The organism is Paraflavitalea devenefica (genome assembly GCF_011759375.1).
Classification (GTDB): Bacteria; Bacteroidota; Bacteroidia; order Chitinophagales; family Chitinophagaceae; genus Paraflavitalea; species Paraflavitalea devenefica.
On the sequence record NZ_JAARML010000004.1, the window covers coordinates 215,548 to 233,598 of the forward strand.

Consider the following 18,051-nt stretch of genomic DNA (forward strand, 5'->3'; position numbering starts at 1 on the left):
TGCTTGCGCATGTTTTTTATTTTCATAAGACACAGATAGGCACTCCTAATCCAACGCCTGCCACTTGATCCAGGAGCGTGCATCCCTGGCACACACCATATCATAAGTAGAAGGACTGGTTTGTATAAAGTAATACCCTTCAGCCTGCGTATATTCAGTCCCAACACTGCTCATGATGGAGATACTGCCGCTGGAAGGCGCTGCACCATAAGTACCCAGCAGGCTGAAGATGATGCGCCCATCGGGTGTAAACACCGGAGGCCGGAAGGCCGGTCCATAGGCAGCCAAAGCATTATTATTCACATAGGCAATACCGCCAAAGTCATAAGTAACACCGCCGCTTGTGCCAAACCGCGGGTAATACATCGTATAGTAATAGTTGGGAATGCTGAAAATGTTGAGGGCGTCCAGCTTCTTGCTTTTGGTAAAGCCCGTAACAGAGATCCAGTACGTACCCTCTAAGATAGCCGACTGCCTCCACCGGGTGGGCGCTGTAAGGTCTACTACGATAGGAGCAATAGCGGATGAGATAGATGCCGGTGCTCCATTTACCTGCAACCATAACTTATTATCAACACTGTCCCAATTCATGTGGGTAAATCCGGTAATCATCCCCGAACCTGTATTGAAAGGAGTAGTCAATTCTACACCGCTGGGGCTATAGGTAAAAAGAGTGGTAAATCCATGCCTGCTTCCGCTGCCGGAATAGGTGTAAAAAGTAATGCGGCGGCTGAGGGGATCAACATTCAGATCAAACTGCTGTCCACCTACCTCAAGCCGGGTAAAATAAGTAAGGAACTTACCCACATGTTGCAATGTCAAAGATTTTGCCCATGATTGGTTTTCCCATGCTGTCCGCTCAGCCCGTGTTGCTTTCTGCAAAATGAGTTTGGAACCATTAAACCTTCCTGTCATTTTAATACTGTCGGCAGTGACTGTATCAATAGCGAACTCAAAGTCATAATAAAGCCCGCCACCATAATCTCCCCCGTTCACAGAACCATCCGGGTCAGACAATAAATGCAGGTAAGAATAGGTATCGAAAATAAGGCAGGGTTGCTGCAACGCTTTCAGCCGGTAACTGCTCTGCCCTGTTACACTGGCAGAGGTAGTATCAAAATCGGCCTGCATAAATACCCGGTTGGAATCATTGAAGCGGAAGTAATAATGATAAGTAGCACCATTGGCTGGAACAATGGTGGCCTTCCAGCCGTCGGCTGCAGCCAAAAGGGCAGCCTGGTATTTATCGAGTGTTTCATTGATCCGCTCATCGGGCGATTTATCAAAAACCGGATCATCATCTTTGCTGCAGGATGATAGCCCAACCACTATGAACAGGAGATATAATAAATTATTTTTCATTCTTCTTATCACTTTATTAAATAAGGATTCCGGTTATTATCGGATCAAACTTTCAACAGAAGCCCTTGTACGCGTCTGCAGGCTATAAAAATCAATACCCCATACGTCTTTAAAATAGGTCACCGCGATTGCCTCTTTTTGCCGTAACCGGCTTTTGGCATCGGCCTGTGTGGTGCCATTGATGCTGGTGCCTGCAGGAATGCTGTTCACGATCCTGTCAAAGCCTGCTTTGCCTTCTACCAGCATCATGGCAATCATTTCCACAAAATCCTCGTCAGGAGCCGACATGGCATAATTTGTCACAAAACCATCTCTACGTGCCGCAGCATCGGACATATTGGTCCAATTGGCGGTGTACAACCCTGTTGTGATCCTTTTAAAATCCTGGGTATACATAATATTCTGGTGGAGAATATGGCCAAACTCATGTTCAATGGTGTGGAACATCATTTTTATATTGGCAGAATCAGCAGGTTGATAGCTGGGCATTGCCTTAGTCCTGAAATCATTCAATACATACAACACTACCTTACGTCCGCCTTCTGCGGTTCCCAGTGTTATGGTCCCATCCGTATTATAGCTGGCGCTGCCTGCCAATACAAAAAACTTAGGACAGTATTTCTTGATGAAAAGCTCCCCTGCTTCCGCCACATAGTTATCGATCCACACTTTTTTTACTGCTTCCATGACCGGAATGATCTTTTCCTCCTTAGGGGGCACCAATGTTTTATTCAGTTCCAGTTCAAACTGGTCCCACTTGTACTTAACAGCAATATTGTAGGGCTTTGTGAGGTTATCATAGATCCAGTAATCTATGGGGCCTTTCACCCAGGTATCCCCTCCCAGTCCGGGTATTTCATCAATATTATTCAGATCATCTTCCTTTTTGCAGGCTGTTATCACAGAAATGCAGGCAAGGAGTAAGAATACACGCCTGCTGTATCTTAACACATAAACACGTATTTTCCTCAGCATGCTTTTCACCGGATGCAACCAGCCTGCTGTATCGTCATTCTCTATATTATCCCAAAAAGCAGCCTCATGACGCCTGTATGCAGCATCATTCCGGAGTGCACCGGCCCTTACAGAGATCGGGATTATTTTAGCCTGCTGTTCCATATCATTGTTCGTTTACTTTTTGTAATTGCTTTCGTTTTAACGTGGGTTCAGGTCCAGACCGGAGAGCTTGGCCGATTCCGGGATCTGGAATACCCTGCGCTTATCATCAGGTTCCAATGTGAATGACTCACCTTTCCACACACTGTGCTTCACCGGCAGCTTATGCCGCAACAGATCGAACCAGCGCATGCCTTCCTGTACAAACTCGGCCCTTTTAAAATCAAGTACGCAAGCCACTACACCCGCCTGTGTACCGGAAGCGCCATAAAAATTCTGGATGCGGTAAGCCGTGAGGGTGTGGGATGAAGCATTATAATTGGCAATACGGGTGGAAGCATACGCATTCAGGTCATCAACAGCCTCTGTTATCTTATTCAGTTGTGCATTGGCCTCCGCCCTGTTAAACAATGCTTCCTCGGCAGTAAACAAAGGCACCATTACATAAGGATACCCTATCTCTGCATTGACAGATATCCTTACAAAATATTCATTCACTTTTGGCAACACATAGTTATTGGTGCCTCCCTCATAGAGCTGATAATTAAATGCCCAGGTGCCGCCTGTTACATTGCGGCCTAATATCACATCCGACAGGCTATCGTTCAAGCCATACCGTGTACGGTAATAAGTACGCGCCCATAAAGAACTGGTCTCTGCCAGCAGCAGGTTGGCAGGCTCCGTAGTTTTGGCATACCGCGCCCACAGTTCATTATAGGTGATTGTTCTGTAAGTAGTATTCCAAGGCCGCAGCAAGGGAGTGATATTATTACCCGGGAATACCAGGTTGGTATGTTCTACCACCTTTGCATAATCTTTCTTAAACAGGTAGAAGCGCGAAGCAAACACGTTCGCCGCTACTTTGGTAAAATGATAACGCGGTACCGAATACAGTTTATCATTGATCAGCGGTAACCCTTGTGTCAGGTCCTTCTCGATCATCTTATATACGTAGCTGACCGTTTTACGCTCATAGTCTTTGAACACAACATTCTCCGGCTTGGTTACATAAGGAATTCCGGGATCGCTATCAGCAGTAGACAGATCATACGCTTTTGAAAAGAAAGTGACCAGCATGAAATGGGCATAAGCCCTTGCCACCAGGGCCTCTCCCTTTTGTGCCGTATAATTCTCCGGATCGGGCGCTTGTAAACAGGCTTCCAATGCCTGATTAGCTGCAGCAATGGCCGCATAGCAGGCATTCCAGTAAAACTCCGGCGAGTCCTGCTGGTTATAAGTAACATCCCTGAAAAAGAAAAGATCTGTATTGGTCTGGTCCACGCCGCCAATCCCTTTATCGGCCACATTATCCGATATTGATTCACAAAATGCCATATAGTTGGCCTGCGGATAAGCAGTAGCCAACAACTGGGATACACTTTCGGGACTGGTTAAGGACGCTCTGTTATCCGGTGGATGGTCCAGGAACTTATTACAACCGGATAATATCAGCCCCAGGCAGGATGTTATTAATATGTTTCTTACGGTTCTCATGCGTTTATAGTACATTTTTACAGGCCTGCTTTTATGGATAGTGTCAATTGCTTCTGAACAGGTTGCGCCACCCCGCCTGAATTAAAGAACTCAGGGTCCTGTCCTTTCAGTTTTTTATCAGAATAGATCAGCCAGGGATTGGTGGCTACCAGTGTAAAAGAAAGATTGGTCAATCCTGCTTTTTTGATCAAAGCCCCTCCTGCATTCCAGGTCAGCGAAGCGGTCTTCAGCCGTATAAAATCGCCCCTTGCCACCCGCTCTGTTGAATAATTATAATTGTTATAGGGATAGGCGCCACTGGCACTAATGTAGTTGGCGGTGAATGCATCGAGGATAGAAGGTACATTGGTAACCTTTTCTTCGCCAGGCATGATCCACCGGTCATAGAACTCTTTGGGCATGGCATCCAGGTCGGAATAGGTAGTTTTGAAAGCAGGATACAACCTGATCTTATTACCGGCCTGGTAAGTAATGAAGATGTTTAAAGAAAATGCGTTATAGGTGAAAGTGTTGGAAAACCCGCCGGACATGGTAGGGTCAACAGGACCTTCATATACCAGGTATTTTGTTTCTTCATCCTGCAGGTACACATCTGCACTGCTTTTACCAGCCTGGTTAATAAACAATGGTATGCCGGTATGTGGATCTAACCCTTCATACTGAATAGAAAATAGCCCGCGCACCGGATAACCTTCCTTGGCACCGCCTTCTGCTACCACCAGGCTGAAAATATTGGGTATGTTTTTGACATTGGTGATCTTGGTAGTATTATAACCAAACGTGAAGTTGGATTTCCAGCTCCAGTTTCTGGCATTGAGCACGGTACCACCCACCAATACTTCAATACCACTTGATTTCATATCGGCATAGTTGGCTGCTTTGTATGCTTCACCGCCGATACCGGAGGTTTTGATAAGACTGATGAGGTCAAAACTTTCCCGCTGGTACGCATCCACACTTACGTTCAACCGCTTATTGAAGAAACCGGCATCTATACCCAGGTTGGTAGTATATAGCTTTTCCCAGGTAAGTTCAGAGTTCTCCAGGTTGGCCAATTGTATCACGGACTCTACTTCTGTGAGATAAGGACGTTTGGTATTAATATTCTTTAGTACAATATTGGAATTGGTAGCAGGCCCCATACTCGCTGTAAGGCCGTAGGCGCCTCTTACCGTGAGGTAATCCATCCACCGTACATCCTGCATAAAAGACTCACGGTCCACATTCCAGGAACCAGCTACACTCCACGTAGGCAGCCAGCGGGCCGTGCTTGACTGACCCAGCCGGTTAGATCCATCATAGCGCACGTTGCCGGTGACATTATACTTCGAATCATAAGAGTAAGAAGCCGAACCATAGAACGCAACAAAACGGTCATAGTCCTTACTCATTCCATAATAAGGGAAATTGTTCTCTATCGTTTGTTTCAGGATGCGGTAGTCGACAAAGGGAACGCCGCCATTGTCGTATTGATATCCATAGCCGGTACTGGAAAACTGTTGCCTGTCGGCATATTTCATTTGCTGACCACCAAATATGCTGACATTATGAACCCCTGCAAATGTTTTGCTATAATTAAGGCTGTTCCTGAAATCAAAGTTCAGCAACTGATCTTCTGCACGGTTATAGAAACCGCCAAAAGGCAATACCACTACTTTTTCTGCTTCGGGATTATCAGGGTCCTGGTATAAGAATTTATTTAACCGGCGGACGGTGGAAGTGCTGGCAGCACGGTATGCCTCGGCCATATTGGCGTTCTCCGTGATCTGGTGCTCACGGGAAGATTTTACAAAACGTACAGCGCCGACAAACTCATAACGCAGATTCCTGGTGAGCTTATACCCCAGATCGGCCTGTAACCGCAGGTCAATTACATTGAGGTCAATATAATTGTTCTTTAACTCATTGATGATATTAAAGGGAGCAAAATTGCGGCGGAAATACTCCAGGTTACCGTCTTCATCATAAGCTGTTAAAGTACGGCTGGTATTCAGTGCATAGCTGAAAGGGTTGATATCGAAATCACGGTCAAACTTCCCTTCTACCGGGTTGCTATTGCGCGCCAGGGCGCCGGGCGCTCTTTGCTGCCTCATAGAACCCACTACTGCAAAACCAGCAGTCAGCTTATCATTAAACTTGTAATTGTTACGGTAGTTCAGGGTATAGCGCCTTACCTTGTCGGCAATGGTCCATCCGTTATCACCATAAAAGCTGGTGGAAAAATAAGATTGCAACTTATCAGTACCCGAAGAAATACTCAGGGAATGCTCCTGCATAAAATTATTCCGGAACAACAGGTCGAACCAATCTGTGTTGGCCTTTGCGTATCGCTCTAAAAAGGCGGCTTTGGCTTCCGGCGTATTTTCGAGTGGGAAATTGCCATTATCATCAGCATGCAGCATTTCGTACATCTTACCATATACACCATTATCAGTTCTGTCCAGGATATTAGGCGTTAATGCTCCTTTACGCTCCAGTTCTGCCAGCACAGACATTTGCTGGGCAGAGTTCATGATATTATAGTCGGCGTAAACGGGCTTAAACTGGGTGCTTAAATTACCGGTATAATTGATAGAAGTTCTGCCAGCGCGGCCTTTTTTGGTGGTGATCACTACTACCCCATTCATGGCTCTGGCGCCGTACATGGCTGTTGCAGCAGCATCTTTCAATATATCGAACGATTCAATATCATTGGCATTCAGGCCCGCTACTGCCGAGCCAAGCAAGGTAGCAGGATCGCCGCTTGACAACTGGTCGTTGGAAATATTGACGATATCTTCCAGCACTACACCATCCACCACCCATAAGGGTTTATTATCGCCATTAATAGAAGTAGCCCCCCTTACACGCACTTTGGGAGCTGTTCCAAAAGTACCGGATACATTTTGTACAGTTACCCCTGCCGCCCGGCCTTCCAGCATCCGGCTCACATCTGTAGTACCATCCATTCTTACATCATCGGCCTTCAAACGCACTGCTGCTCCTCCAAATCTTTTCTTATCTACCTGCTGAAACCCAGTAACCACCACTTCCTGTAAGTTGGTGGCTTCCTCTTTTAATTGTATGCGCAGCGGCTTATTTTTAAAATGGCTAAGCTTTATTTCTTCTGTGCGATAGCCGGTTACACTAACCACCAGTATCGCATCATCGTTGATGTTCTTTAATTCAAATTCGCCTTTATCATTGGTAGCCACTCCTCTCGGAGAGCCTTTGACCGTAACCGACACACCAGCCAGCGGCAACCCTTTTTCAGAGGTTACCACACCCGACACATCTTTATTAACAGACGCCTCAACCGGTGCTGCTACCATTGGTACCGGCTTCGCCGGTTTACCAGACCGTATAATGATACGGTTGTCAACGACAGTATAATGTAATGAATAGGGCGTAAGCAATCTTTTCAATACATCGCCCACTTTCTGGTTACGGGCTACAATGCTCACTTTATTTTCATCCAGGGTGCTGTTGCTTACATATACAAAAGAAACCTCCGCCAGGTTACTGATCCTGTCAAGCGCCTCCTTCAATAACACATCTTTCAGTTCAATAGATATTTTTTTATCCAGTGCATTTTGTGCACTTACCCCTGAAGCCTTCAGATTGGCCATGGTGCAAAAAAGAATAGAAAGAACAAGCAGGGATGACTTCATAATGCTTCCGGTTAAACAGGCATCAACGAAAGGTATTTTAAATCGCATAGGGTTTATCTTGGTGGGTGATCCGGGCAATAAGCCGCCATGCCGGTAACTTACCGGCGCTGCCATGAGCGGTTGCCACATTCTAGTAAAAGGCTGATAGATTGATTATCGGGGCCCGGAGAATAAAGACATTCTAACCGGGATGAAAATGCCGGAGGTATCTTCTCATACAGTGACTTTTGGTTAACGCCTGATCAATTTATTCACAAAACAGGCTGCATTAATGGCGGGCCATTAAATGCAGACGGGTGGTTTCTTTCAATAGGAGCCATGATGATGGCCAGGACATTTTCTAATGCTTGCAACGTGACGGGATAAGAAATAAGTTACTCAACCATGCCCCCGTTATCATTCTACCGGGTAGCTATTCTAAATACAACGACCCTTAAAAATCGGGGGGTAACCTGCAGCGCTTTTTTTTGGAATGCCCATATTTACTTATTCATTATATACAGGAGGCGCACTTACAGGCAAAAAATTAAAACGCCTGCCGGATGGTTCAGGCAGGCGGATGAATATGGGTGCTGACTGGTTCCTGTCAATCATTGAGCAATGCAACAAAAAAAGCGATATAGATATGTGCTTTTTTACGTATGTAATCATTCAGGTTTACCATGGCCGCCTGCAGGTGTTCTTTCACTGTATTGCGGGAGATCTTTAATTCGCCGGCAGCCTCTTCATAGGTTTTTCCTTCCAGTTTGCACAGTGTCACTACTTTACGCTTCTGCGGGGACAATTGTTGAATGGCGCTTTCCAGAAGCTGGTATTGCTCTTCATACCGGATGATCCCGGCCGGCATGCCGCTGTCCGGCTCTATAGCAGCCAGCTTCTTTTGCAGTGTTTGTTCCCTCAGCCTTTTACGCGTATGGTTCACTGACAGGTTGAAGCTGATCACAAAAAGCCAGCCCGCTACCGATTGTTCAGTCTTAATAGTGTGTCTTTTTTCCCAGAGTTTAATGAATACCTCCTGCAGAATATCTTCGGCCGCTATTGCGTCTTTGGTGAATTTGAGGATGTTACGGTAAACTACTTCGTGGTATTGCCAGTATAAAGCATCAAAGGCGCCTACATCGTGCTGCTGTAGCCGCGCTATAAGTTCAGCGTTAGAGTTACTCATGCGTCAGTTTGGGTTTACTTACGTTACGTTTTCATGTTACACCTGCTATGATCCCGGTAGACATCAGAAAGGAATGTGCCTGGATACTAATTCATATAGCAACAAAAAACAGTTGAGATAACGTCTGGACTGTTGAGATAACTTAATTCTTATCAAATTCCCGGAAAGAATAGCAATATAATTATATTTTTTTTATTTTTCTATGCAGGGCATACGATTTAATTAAAATTCGTTACACAGCGTCTTTACTATCCTGTACCTGCATGCCCATCCCGCTTACACAGAACCACTCCACCACCCTACCGGCACAAAACCGCACGCTTCCTTCGGAAAATACGCTCTCCCCAACGTACCTATGCCCGTAAGCCGGGGCAGGCCTGGCCGGACCGGCTATACAGGCAAAGAAAAAGCTGTCCCGGACAAGGACAGCTTCACGGACGAACGCGGACATAAATGCTCTATTTTCCAGGGATATTGTTCATGGCTAATCTTTCAGCTCCAGGTATGCCTTTACCTGCTCATAATTGTTCCAGTCAATGGCACTGCGTGCGCCCACACCACCCGGCGCCAGCACATAACGGTATTGCCATTGTTTTACACCTGATGTATTGGTATAAGTAGAGGCATTATCGGTAGCATACAGGTTAATCTTGCCTGCTGTAAAATACAGGTTCAGGTTTAATAAGCCGGTCAGGGCAAAGAGGTCGGTTACCGGTAAAGGGAAAACCGCCGGCTGCGTAGGCGTGCCTGCATTCACATATACCTTAATGATACCGGATGTCAGTATCGCATTATCAATTTTTGGTGCGGCGATCTCAGCCTCCCAGGCCAGGGTATCGCCGGTGGTTGAACTGACGGCAGGGGTATAAGCAACGTCGAGCCAGCCTGAATAAATAACATTGGCGCTACCCGCCTCTCCTTTATCCCCTTTGTCGCCTTTACTTCCTGCCGGGCCGGCAGGACCTTCTTCCCCTTGCGGACCAGCATCGCCCTTTTTACAGGCAGTGAACAACAGGCCTACGGATAATACAAAAACAGCAAAATGCTTTAAAGTACAGTGTTTCATGTTTTACTATTTAGGTGTTGAGTTTTTTATAACAAATACTATATACAGCAGGCTTTACCGCAGACAAAAGATTGCCTGTTAGCAGACCTGACTATTCCTGCTACTACAATGAGTAATTTTTGTTGAATGATATGATCTCCCGTCGTGGTGTAAACTGACTCTATCCCTTAGTGACAAGCGCCACCGGTAATGATATATCTGTTGGCTAAGCTATCTTTTTTGACTTTTGCATTTAATGTTACTGTTACAAACCGCAATGCCTTTTCCAATTCGTCGCTGGTATAAAAACTACCATAGAAAATGCAATGCTTAACGTTGCCATTCAAAACGATGGAGGTATTATAAAACCGTTCCATGTCTTTTACCACTGTCGCCATCGCCACACCATCATAAATGAATTTACCGTTGTGCCTCCGTTCATAGAACAGGGCCTCTTCTGCCGCTTCTCTTTTTTCCAACTGGCCGGTAGCTTTATTGTACACAACGCTTTGGTTAACGGTCACTTCTATTTCGCCTGATCCTTTTCCCTGCGCTGCAGTCTGTACTTTTACACGGCCTGTTACCACTACTACCTGTGCTTCCTGCGCACCATAGGCCCGCACTGAAAAAGAAGTCCCCAGCACCGTGGTATGTATAAAGCGCGTATGAATAACAAAAGGGTGTTCCGGGTTCTTTGTCACTTCAAAGAATGCTTCCCCATCCAGCTTTACCACTCTTTCTTTCCCCTCAAAGGTTGCAGGATATTCCAACGTGCTACCCGGCTCCAGCGCTACTGCAGAGCCGTCGGGCAATTGCACCTTTTTCCGTTCCCGGGTCCCTGCTGCTACCTGCAGCATTTCTACCGGGTTGAAGAAGCTGTTCAGGTTGTCCTTAAAAAAATATACAGTACCTGCTATCAGGACAATTAAAGCAGCCGCAGCAATTTTTGAGCGGTACCAACGCACCACGCGGGTATGTACTGCCGGTGGTGTTTGTATCTGCTGGTGTATTTTATCCAATATATTTTCCGACAGTTTCCTGTCCAGTATATTCTTCACCGCATGGATATCTGTATTGAATTCTTCTGCAGCCACGGCCTCCAGTTCAGAAAGATCATTGGCATCCAGGTACCGAAGCATCCATTTTTTCTCTTCCTGCGTCCAATCTTTTGCGTTCAATAAGTATTTCAGATATTCCTTTGTATTCACAAAACGGGGGTATTTATTATAAAATACAATCAATCCAAAAGAGACAAAAGAGATAAGGGTGGTTATCAACAACTATTCTTTTTACCGGGATAGTTTAATTAAATACAATAAACTATCGCAAAAGGAGGGTAGCGTGCTTAAGTTTTTTTTAAAACAGTGCACTTTTAGCAAAGTAAAAATAAAAAACCAATCCAGCTACAACCGAAAATACCCAATAACCCTTTGTTTACCGCTTATTAATTAAGTATTTCTATTAATTATAGGGTTCCTGTCCTACGGTAGCAGCCGTTATACCACAGCTCCTTATTGATAATTATCAAATCATTATCTATTATTTATACAACAAAAGGGCCAAAGTAGCCAAATAGGTTTTATCTATCAACCAATAGAAAACGATGATCAGGCTCTATCAGTCCATGCCTTACATTTGCACCACTTTACAGCTACACGATTAGCCTGCCTGCGAAAAGTCTTATCCCCATTTTATTTATTGGTATATAAAATAAGCATAATTAATATGTCCAACAGAGTATTGTCAATTGGCAGCCCGTTCCCTGCCTTCAAAAAGAAAGCAGTAGTATCTATCGAAAAAGGAAAAGAGTTTACAGAATTAACCAATGAAAGCGCCAACGGACAATGGACCGTCATGTTCTGGTGGCCAAAGGATTTTACCTTTGTATGTCCTACAGAGATCGCTGAATTCAACAAGAAACACAGCGAATTTACAGATCGCGACACCGTGCTGATCGGCGCCTCTACCGACTCAGAGTTTGTACATGCTGCCTGGAGAAGGGATCATGCCGACCTGCGCGACCTGAAGTTCCCCATGCTGGCCGACACATCCAAATCACTGGCAGAAGAGCTGGGTATCCTGGACAATGAAGAAAAGATCGCTTACCGCGCTACTTTCATTATTGACCCGCAGGGTATCGTTCGCTGGGTAAGTGTTTATGACCTCAACGTAGGCCGCAGCGTACAGGAAGTACTTCGTGTACTGGATGCCTTACAAACAGATGAATTATGCCCCTGCAACTGGAATAAAGGACAGGAAACCCTGACCGCCCAGTTGAACATGAACTAAAATCCGAGGTCTGAAGGCTGAAGTCAGATACCGGACTTCAGACCTCAGACTTCAGACTTCAGACTTCAAATTATTACTATGAGCATTACCGCTACTATACAGAACGAAACATTTCAGAACCTCGTCAACGACCTGAACATCCCGCATTACGTTCCGGGTGCCAATGCACAGGCATTGCTGAATGTAAATGCCCGCTTTATTAAGGACCTTAAGATCAATACCGGCAATGTATTGAACAACAGCCAACACCTTAACCGTAAGGAAGCCCTGTTGCTCGCTTTGGCCGTTGCCGTGAATGAAAAGTATGAGCTGCTGAAGGAAAGCTTTACCAGCCTGGCCAGGGAAGCCGGCGCTACAGAAGAAGAGATAGCAGAAGTAGTGGCCTGTACTTCGTTGATGAATACCAACAATGTATTCTACCGTTTCCGCCATTTCATGAACAAGGAGTCTTACAATAACCAGCCCGCCGGCATCAAAATGAGCATTATGATGAACCCGGTACTGGGTAAGGAATTCTTTGAACTGCTCAGCCTGGTGGTATCCTCCATCAATGGTTGCGAAATGTGCGTTACCTCACACGAGCAATCCGTAATACAACACGGCAGCAGTGAATCACGTGTTTTTGAAGCCGTGAAGCTGGGTGCTGTGATCAAAGGACTGATCAGCGTATTGGCATAATCCCTCCTGCGTATAGAACCCGTAAAAAGGCGCTCACCCGGCGCCTTTTTCATTTATAAGGCCGGTTTTCGGTAAAAGCTATAGAGCTCTTATAGAGCTGCTATAGAGCAGTTATAGAGCTTATATAGTGGGTTACTTCCGGAGATCATCCGGTGGAGATCCGGAGGCGATCCGTAGGGTAAGGTAGGTAGCCGCAGGTTTCCCCCCTGTACTGAACACTTTCAGTACGTCGTTATTTACGCCGGCCACCACTACCCTGTCTCCGTTTTTCATTTTCACCACTGCCAGGTCTTTTACATCCCCGTTGAGTATAAAACCACTGGCAGCCGGTGGTACCGCTTTGAACTGCTTGTTCTTTTGCCCGCGCAGGTAACATCCCCAGGAAGCATCATACCGGCCTGTCATCACCTCCGCCTGGTATTCATTGCCTGCCAGCAACAGATCAAGGGTACCATCCCCGTCAATATCGTCGCAGATGATCGCATTAACAGGAGCAAACTGCGCCTCTGCCGGCAGGTAACGCTTTACAAATTTTCCATTGCCGATGTTTTCCAGCCAGCAACTGGCAGTTTCATCACACACCAGTTGTAGCAGGCTGTCTTTTGCTTTACCCGGAAAGATGGCCGCAAAGGAAGCCTGTGCATAATCCCTATGATAGAGAAACTGCTTTTTGATAGCAGGTACCTGGTCGGCAAACTGCCTGCGGTTAATGGCCGGGAAAGACGCCCGCTTACCCTTGTTGTCTTTGAAGTAATAAAAAGGTATCGGATCAATACTGCCATTGCCGTCCATATCTTTAGCATATAGGTGCATGGGTTCTTCCTTACTTACGCGGAAATCACAATTCAGCCCCATATTGCCGGCCACCAGGTCGGTATCTCCATCGCCGTCCACGTCAGCGGCTGCCAGGCTTCGCCACATGCCTTCCATCTGTTGTAAACCGGTAGCCTGAGTGACCTCCTGCAAACGTCCCCTGTTATTCTTAAAGAAACGTACAGGCATCCATTCGCCGGCTATTATCAGGTCGGTTTGCTGATCATTATCTATATCTGTCCACACAGCACCGGTGATCATCCCCGGTTGCTGCAGGGCAGCACAAACAGTAGCTGTTACATCACTGAATGAACCTTTGTTGTTGTGCAGTACAAAGCTTTTGGGCGATAAGGGATATTGCCGGGATACACGGCCACCAATAAACAGGTCGGGTAAGCCATCATGATCATAGTCACCGGCACTTATACAGCCGGCTATGGTACGTACATGAGCAGGAATAGCAGACGGGCTCACCTTAAAATTCCCCTTGCCATCATTCACATATAATGCAGGTTGGTTATACACCGACGTTTCTTCAAAGCGTACATCACCGGTACCGGTCAACAGGTCCTGGTCGCCATCTGCATCGGCATCAAAGAACAGGCAATCCAGGTCTTCCTGCATCTTCACACTATCTGTAAGGGCCCGTGAAGCAAAAGTGCCGTTGGCCTGCTGGATAAAGAGCCTGCCGGAGAAGTTAAAAGCGCCTCCCACGAAGAAATCGGCAAGGCCATCTTTGTTTACATCGGCTGTCGTAATAAAAGGACCTAACTGCGAATATTTTTGCGGCAGTAAACGTTGGCTGGCAAAATCATTGTAAATGCCTTCTGTGTGCTTATAAGCAATATGGGTAGCCAGCGAAGCCTCTTCAAAAACCGGCATAGGCTCCACCGGATGTGCCCCTGGCGCCTGCGCATTTTTTACAAATAGTGTCAGTGAAGTATCGGCCGGGACATTTCTCAACACCTGCCTTTTTTCATTTGGCCATATCACTTCAATGGAGTCTATGCTAACTATCGAAGGCTTCTGGCTACTGGATGCTGAATGCTGGATTCTTGCTGACTCTTTTCCCAATCCAAAAAACAATCGCTGATCTACTGAGGAGAAGTATCCCCTCACGGGGTTCTGTTCCTGCATTTGTACCTGCCCCTGGCTATGCAACAATACTTTGGCGCCAAAGCCATGCGGGTTGGTACTATCCCCTCTCAATACAATCCCCAGGTAGTGGGCATTAACAGGCCTGCCAGGTTGAATGGTATTGTTGATAAACACAAAGGCTGCTTTATTGATGTTATTCACTACCATGTCGAGATCGCCGTCATTGTCGAGGTCGGCCCACGCGGCCCCGTTAGACATGGAAGGTTCATCAATGCCCGCCTGGGCAGAAGCATCTGTAAACGTATAATTTCGGTTATTGAGGTAAAGGTAGTTGGGGAGGTTAATATGGTTCAGCGAAGCCAGTTTCGCATTGATGAGCTGGCGCTGTTCCTGCGGACTTCTCTTATTGGCAAATACGGTAGAACTGAACTCTATAAAATCGGCATTGATAAAATCCCGGCCAATGCCATTGGTGATATGCATGTCTTTCCACCCGTCATTGTCAAAGTCGGCCATCAGTACACTCCAGCTCCAGTCGGTAGTAGCGATCCCCGCCATTTGACCTATCTCACTAAAGAACGGTATACTGGTATCACCAGCCTTGTAGCAGCCATTATTCAGTTGGAGCATGTTGCGCATAAAACCCGGCTCATACCCCGCCGCCCGTTCGGCCTGGTAGCGTTCATAGTTCATAAAAGAGAAAGTGGTCTTACGCCGCTGATTGGTTTCCGGCATCATATCCAGTGTTACCAGGTCGGGCAGGCCATCATTATTGATATCGGCCGCATCAGATCCCATACTGGAATAACTCTGGTGATGCATACTGCGGGCAACAACATTGGTAAAGGTACCGTCATGGTTATTGAGCCATAGGATATCATCCGACAGGAAATCATTGGCCACATAGATATCCGGCCACTGATCATGGTTAAAATCGCTGACAGAAACGCCCAGTCCATACCCATCATCTTTGATACCAGCCGCCAGCGTAACATCCGTAAATACCGGATGGGTACCTCCTGCAGGTATACCGTCATTCCTGTATAGCTTATCATTGGCCGGAGAATGGCCGGTACGGTTACGGGGATAGATCGTATTGGCATTCGGGCCGTTCAGCAGGTAATTGGCCAGGTACATATCCAGGTCGCCATCCCGGTCATAGTCGGTAAAAACAGCCTGCGTGGAATAGCTGGTATCGGCCAGTCCATATTCCGCAGCCGATTCTGTAAAATGCCCGTTGCGTTGGTTAATGAACAGCAGGTTGGCGGCACGTTGTGAAAGGTTTTTGCCGAACACCGATACATAAATATCATCGTAACCATCATTGTTGATATCCACTACGCTCACACCGGTAGCCCATACCTGCGTATGCAGCCCGGCCTGTTCTGTAATATCTTCAAAATGATGATTTCCTTTATTGATATAGAGGCGGCAGCTTACCTGGTTGCCGGTAAAGAAAATATCGGGCAACCCGTCTTTATTAAAATCACCAATACCTACCCCACCTCCCATATAGCCAAATTCATTGATGAAGGATTGGGAGGAATCGTTCTCCTGCAGATCGTTGCTGAAATGAATACCGGTTTCCGATGCCGGCAACTGCGTGAAGAGGGCAGGCGTTTTTTCCTGCCTGCAGGCAAGAGCTGTTAATAACAGGATGTACAAGCAAGGAATTCTTAACATAGGTGGTCTTTTTCTTAAAAAACCAGGGGCTACTATTACATAACCCCTGGTAATGAATGCAAAATAAAGGCTCCCCGTTATCAATGAATACTCAATAGCCTGCATTTTGTTTGTCAATGCCACCGGCCGCCAGTTTCGGATTATTGTCTATTTCCGCCTGCGGTATCGGCAGGAACTCATCCCTTGCTTTGTAGTAAGAGATGGGGTCGGTAGTAAAGTATCCTTTCTTCCGCCAGCGCAGGATGTCACGATTGCGTATTTCCTCACCGCCCAGCTCCACTGTTTTCTCGTGAATAATGGCCCTGGCGATCTGTGTTTTGTTGCCGGTAGGATACTGTGTTGTAGGATAATGCGGCATCGCCACACTGGCCCGGTCGCGCACCTGGTTCAGGTAACCGATAGCCCCGGCAGGATTGTCCAGCTCATTCTCACATTCGGCCAGCATCAGTAACACTTCCGCATAACGGATGATGCGTTGATTAATGCCGCCGGGGTGGAAGCCATTGTTATCCTTATAGATGAGCATAAACTTACGCCAGCTTATTTTTTTGGTAACGCCATTCACCACCGAAGAATTACCATTCTGCTCAGCATCTGTCAGCGTATTCGCATTGTTATTGTATTTGTCGCCGGTCTGGTACACCGACATGGCAAAGCGGGGATCTGTTTTAGCAGCGCCGGTAGCGGTATTCTCAAACTCATTCAGGAATTTGTTGGAAGGGATCAGGTTGCGCCAGGCAATGGGAGAATATTCCTGGTTGCGTACGGTACTCTGGGGCTGCGCATTGGGTTGGTCATCGCCTGTATAGCCCCAGTTGAAGTTATTATCACCCCGGTCGAAGAACACGGCTTCAAAGATAGACTCACTGTTAAACTCATGTTCTTCATCAAAATTATCGAGGTAATTATCCCGCAGGCTATAGATGCTGTTACCAGGATTTACTGCCAGTAAAGCCGTTTTCGCATTGGCATAATCTCCCTTCTGCATGTAAGCCCTGCCCAGCACTGCATTCGCAGCTCCCCTGGTAGCCCGCCCGTTATCGGTAGTAGTGGCCGGAAGGCCGGCGGCGGCATCTTTCAGGTCCTGGAATATCTGTGTGTATACAGCATCTGCAGCGGCCCTTGGCTGAAACTGATCAGGAGCAGTTACCTGTTTTATATATAAGGGAACAGGGCCCCATTGGGATACCAGCTCAAAGTAAGCCCATCCACGGAAAAATTTTGCTTCGGCCACACAACGGTCGCGTAAGGCCGCATTATCCGTTACGTTAGGACCATTGTCAATGACCGTATTGGCCCGGTGAATAACTGTATACAGCCCGTTCCATACATTATTCATCACTGCATTGGAGGCCACTGTAGCGCCATTCAGGAGCTGTGCCCTGGGCAATTCCAGTTGACCGCCTCCGGCCGACACATCGTCACTGCGTGTATCATGCAGGAAAAACCATTCCCGGCCTATTAATGCAGCAGAGTGGAAAATGGAATAGATAGCATTAGTACCCCCCAATAGCTCTGTACTATTCTTAAAATAAGTATCTACTGTAGGGGAATTCGGGTTGCTTTTATCGAGTTCTCTGTTACAGGCAACCACCACGATCGCTGTAATGATACAGGCCAGGGTCGTTACTTTATATACAAGAGCATATTTCATATGA

12 protein-coding genes are annotated in these 18,051 nt (G+C 46.5%); 2 read left to right on the forward strand and 10 right to left on the reverse strand.

Going from position 1 to position 18,051, the window contains the following annotated elements:
* Positions 1–45: 45 nt before the first annotated feature.
* The 8 genes from HB364_RS22610 to HB364_RS22645 form a co-directional block, all read right to left on the reverse strand.
* The gene (locus tag HB364_RS22610; protein ID WP_167290609.1) at positions 46–1,362 is read right to left on the reverse strand and encodes a DUF4302 domain-containing protein; all 1,317 of its coding nucleotides are present in this window, start codon (positions 1,360–1,362) and stop codon (positions 46–48) included.
* Positions 1,363–1,398: 36 nt separating this feature from the next.
* Complete coding sequence (locus HB364_RS22615; RefSeq protein ID WP_246228587.1) at positions 1,399–2,481, reverse strand: zinc-binding metallopeptidase; 1,083 nt, start codon at positions 2,479–2,481, stop codon at positions 1,399–1,401.
* 36 nt (positions 2,482–2,517) lie between these two features.
* Positions 2,518–3,972, reverse strand: coding sequence for a RagB/SusD family nutrient uptake outer membrane protein (locus tag HB364_RS22620; RefSeq protein WP_167290610.1), 1,455 nt, complete (start codon positions 3,970–3,972; stop codon positions 2,518–2,520).
* 17 nt (positions 3,973–3,989) lie between these two features.
* Positions 3,990–7,622 carry a SusC/RagA family TonB-linked outer membrane protein gene (locus HB364_RS22625; RefSeq protein ID WP_208420060.1) on the reverse strand — a complete coding sequence of 1,211 codons (3,633 nt, stop codon included), beginning with the start codon at positions 7,620–7,622 and terminating at the stop codon, positions 3,990–3,992.
* Positions 7,623–8,208: 586 nt separating this feature from the next.
* On the reverse strand, positions 8,209–8,787 hold the full coding sequence (locus HB364_RS22630) for an RNA polymerase sigma factor (RefSeq protein WP_167290611.1): 579 nt from the start codon (positions 8,785–8,787) through the stop codon (positions 8,209–8,211).
* A gap of 232 nt (positions 8,788–9,019) precedes the next feature.
* Complete coding sequence (locus HB364_RS22635; RefSeq protein ID WP_167290612.1) at positions 9,020–9,238, reverse strand: hypothetical protein; 219 nt, start codon at positions 9,236–9,238, stop codon at positions 9,020–9,022.
* Positions 9,239–9,271: 33 nt separating this feature from the next.
* Entirely contained in the window at positions 9,272–9,853 is a 582-nt protein-coding gene (locus tag HB364_RS22640; protein WP_167290613.1) for a collagen-like protein, read from the reverse strand.
* A gap of 167 nt (positions 9,854–10,020) precedes the next feature.
* Positions 10,021–11,040: a FecR family protein gene (locus HB364_RS22645; protein WP_167290614.1), complete on the reverse strand. Its 1,020-nt coding sequence runs from the start codon at positions 11,038–11,040 to the stop codon at positions 10,021–10,023.
* Between the two features lie 517 nt (positions 11,041–11,557).
* Between HB364_RS22645 and HB364_RS22650 the strand changes: the two genes are divergently transcribed.
* Both HB364_RS22650 and HB364_RS22655 read left to right on the forward strand, forming a co-directional pair.
* On the forward strand, positions 11,558–12,121 hold the full coding sequence (locus HB364_RS22650; RefSeq protein WP_167290615.1) for a peroxiredoxin: 564 nt from the start codon (positions 11,558–11,560) through the stop codon (positions 12,119–12,121).
* Positions 12,122–12,199: 78 nt separating this feature from the next.
* Positions 12,200–12,799, forward strand: coding sequence for a carboxymuconolactone decarboxylase family protein (locus HB364_RS22655; protein ID WP_167290616.1), 600 nt, complete (start codon positions 12,200–12,202; stop codon positions 12,797–12,799).
* 132 nt (positions 12,800–12,931) lie between these two features.
* On the opposite strand, the gene HB364_RS22660 is transcribed toward HB364_RS22655, so the two are convergent.
* Positions 12,932–16,393: a VCBS repeat-containing protein gene (locus HB364_RS22660; RefSeq protein WP_167290617.1), complete on the reverse strand. Its 3,462-nt coding sequence runs from the start codon at positions 16,391–16,393 to the stop codon at positions 12,932–12,934.
* 91 nt (positions 16,394–16,484) lie between these two features.
* Complete coding sequence (locus HB364_RS22665) at positions 16,485–18,047, reverse strand: RagB/SusD family nutrient uptake outer membrane protein (RefSeq protein WP_167290618.1); 1,563 nt, start codon at positions 18,045–18,047, stop codon at positions 16,485–16,487.
* Positions 18,048–18,051 lie beyond the last annotated feature (4 nt).